Below are 2,593 nucleotides of genomic sequence, written 5' to 3'. Positions count from 1 at the left end.
AAGCTCAAGAGGCAGAAGCCGCATCTATTATAAAAGATCAGGAAAAAGATGTATCACAACTAGCCGATACCAATGACATAGGAATAGGTCAAGAAAATACTGATACACAGAAAGAAGAACAGATACCAGATGAAACTTCGGAGCAAGATTCGAACTCAGTTAATCAAAATGAGTACCAAGACAACAATAGTTCTTCCGATAATACTCAGATTCAAAGTCCTAGTTCTTCTGGTTGGGGCGCACCCGTAGCCAACATTATCGTCACAAGTCCATTTGGGGGAAGAGCTGATCCTACTGGATTTTCTGGATCTTTTCACGATGGTATAGATATGGGTGGAACTTCTTCAACGCCTATCATGGCATCAAGATCAGGAACTGTAGTGCAGGCGTCATTTGATGGATCCGCAGGTAATTACATTATTATTGATCACGGAGATGGTTACTATTCATATTACCTTCACCTAAGTAATTATATTGCTACACCAGGCCAATCAGTGAGTGCTGGACAGACCATCGGTACCATGGGAACTACAGGAAATTCAACCGGAGTTCATTTGCATTTTGGAATAGCGACTAGCTCAAATTGGTCTGGATTCGTAGATCCTGCTCCATTTCTAGGAATCTAAAAATGATGAAAAAAATCAAGCATCTTTCTTTAAATTTACTTCTAATTAGCCTTTTTCTTATAGGCTTAGTTTTAATATTTAATTTCCAAATTCGATCTTACTTACTGAATAAACAAGTCCACAATATGACATAGCAAATTATTCACAGAAAGATTTGGAAGACAATCTGAAAAGGAAAGGAAACTTTGATTTTGATTCTGTTGAATCTATATCAAATGAGTTAGTATTAAAAGCACAATTCAAGAATAATGATTTGCCTATAATAGGTGGTATCGCTATACACAATGTAAAATTATCTTTACCAATATACAACGGATTGGACAACACCTCGCTCCTTTCTGGGGCTGGAACAATGAAACCAGATCAGCAGATGGGAAAACGAAATTACGCTTTAGCAAGTCATAGTGCTAAAGATAAAACTATTTTATTTTCCCCATTAGAGTTTATTTCTCTAAAAGAAAAAATATATGTAACAGACTTAAAGAATATTTATATTTACCAAGTGTCCTTTAAAGAAAAAGTGGATCCATCAAGAGTCGAAGTCATTGATGATATTCCTAATAAAAATATGATCACTCTTGTTACATGCGGAGATTTGGCTGCTGTAACGAGATTGATTGTACAAGGTACACTGATCGATACAGTTGAATTTAAGAATGCTAATCAATATATCCATTCTTTATTTAGCTAATATAAAAAGTCTTATCAATCCTGACAGATTACGAGTAGTACTTTTTATTAAAGAAAGAAGGTGCTTTCTAAATTCAAATTGGTTTATGGTCATAATAAATTAAATAGGGAAACGAACGCGATTATAAGTTCGTTTCTCTATTTTGTATGAGTGTCTTTAATCTAATTGAAAAGAGCCCTTTTTGATCCAACCTCAAGAAAATTTTGAAAAAATCTTACTATGGAGCTAACTAGTAACGCACCCTATTTAATCATTTAGGAATTTGCTTATATCCCCCTTGTCATTCTATAGTTTCTAGGGAAGATTTAGATTGTGATTTTCCTAAGGAATATCCTCTGTTTTCTTGATATAATCCAGAAAAAGTAAAAATAAAAAGCACCCAGTTGCAATACTAGAGATTACCAAGCCTACCAAGAATCCTGGTGCGAAAAATTCTCCAGCAATTTTCATATTACTATCTTTTGGTAAGTTAGACAATTGAATCAAATCGTCAAAAGCTACTTTGTAAGGATACTCTTCCCCGTCCACAGTAAAAACCTAACCTGGTTCATAGAGAATAGGTATAACAAGATTATTGCTTTCCTCATTTTGAATTTCTCCAGAAAAGCTTTTCTGTTTGAATGAATCTATGTCCATACCATAATTCGGGAACCGTTGCATTGATGTCGCCAAATTATAGTAATCAATCATCATAAAATTTAATGAGAAATCACGAACTACTTGATTTTCTTCCCAACCTAGCAACAATTCTTTCGTTTGAGCATCAATTTGATGCCAGCAGGGATCAAATTGTCGACTTTCCAAATTGGTCACATAGTGCAAATTATTGGCCAAGTTGACGGGAAAATAAACATAAAGTAACTCATCTTTTGTTACTTCTAGAACGTCAAATGAAAAAGAAGCAATATCTGAGGTTTAACTCACTTCGCTTTCTATAATCTTTACACCGCTAGTCGCTTGATGCTGGATTTCTTGATTAGGAATTACTTGGTATTGGTTGCTTAGCAAAATATCCGTAATAACTGTACCACCATTCCGTTTAGCACGGACGTTACTTGTTGAGTACCCTAATCTCGTTAACATTAGTAAATATTTTTTATTGTTCATTGAACTAAATCCTGATACTGAGGGGAAATCATAGTAGAGATTGTCTTTATCAAAGGATGCATAAGTTGAAGTCACTTTTTTTAGTGGTTCCCAATATTCTTGATATACTTCAAATTCTGTTAGAGTTTGGTTGATTGTCTTGGAATGGCAACAGTTTTTTTGACAAATT

Annotated in this window: 5 protein-coding genes; 2 read left to right on the top strand and 3 right to left on the bottom strand. The window is 34.4% G+C overall.

The window, feature by feature from the left end; translation table 11 throughout:
- Nucleotides 1-626 (top strand): M23 family metallopeptidase (locus HMPREF2731_RS02765; protein ID WP_038809898.1); only part of this gene is annotated, 626 nt, incomplete at its 5' end.
- Nucleotides 627-780: 154 nt separating this feature from the next.
- Entirely contained in the window at nucleotides 781-1,317 is a 537-nt protein-coding gene (locus tag HMPREF2731_RS02760) for a class A sortase (RefSeq protein WP_002307637.1), read from the top strand.
- 321 nt (nucleotides 1,318-1,638) lie between these two features.
- On the opposite strand, the gene HMPREF2731_RS15225 is transcribed toward HMPREF2731_RS02760, so the two are convergent.
- The 3 genes from HMPREF2731_RS15225 to HMPREF2731_RS02745 form a co-directional block, all read right to left on the bottom strand.
- Nucleotides 1,639-1,845, bottom strand: a complete 207-nt coding sequence (locus HMPREF2731_RS15225) for a hypothetical protein (RefSeq protein ID WP_002295288.1) — start codon at nucleotides 1,843-1,845, stop codon at nucleotides 1,639-1,641.
- A gap of 9 nt (nucleotides 1,846-1,854) precedes the next feature.
- Nucleotides 1,855-2,130, bottom strand: coding sequence for a hypothetical protein (locus HMPREF2731_RS02750; RefSeq protein ID WP_002352467.1), 276 nt, complete (start codon nucleotides 2,128-2,130; stop codon nucleotides 1,855-1,857).
- A 102-nt stretch (nucleotides 2,131-2,232) separates the two neighbouring features.
- Nucleotides 2,233-2,499, bottom strand: coding sequence for a YfhO family protein (locus HMPREF2731_RS02745; protein ID WP_002307629.1), 267 nt, complete (start codon nucleotides 2,497-2,499; stop codon nucleotides 2,233-2,235).
- Nucleotides 2,500-2,593 lie beyond the last annotated feature (94 nt).

The sequence above is a fragment of the Enterococcus sp. HMSC072F02 genome (assembly GCF_001837725.1).
Taxonomy (GTDB): Bacteria; Bacillota; Bacilli; order Lactobacillales; family Enterococcaceae; genus Enterococcus_B; species Enterococcus_B lactis.
Note: the sequence above shows the minus strand (reverse complement) of the source record. Positions and strands in the feature narration are given on the sequence as shown.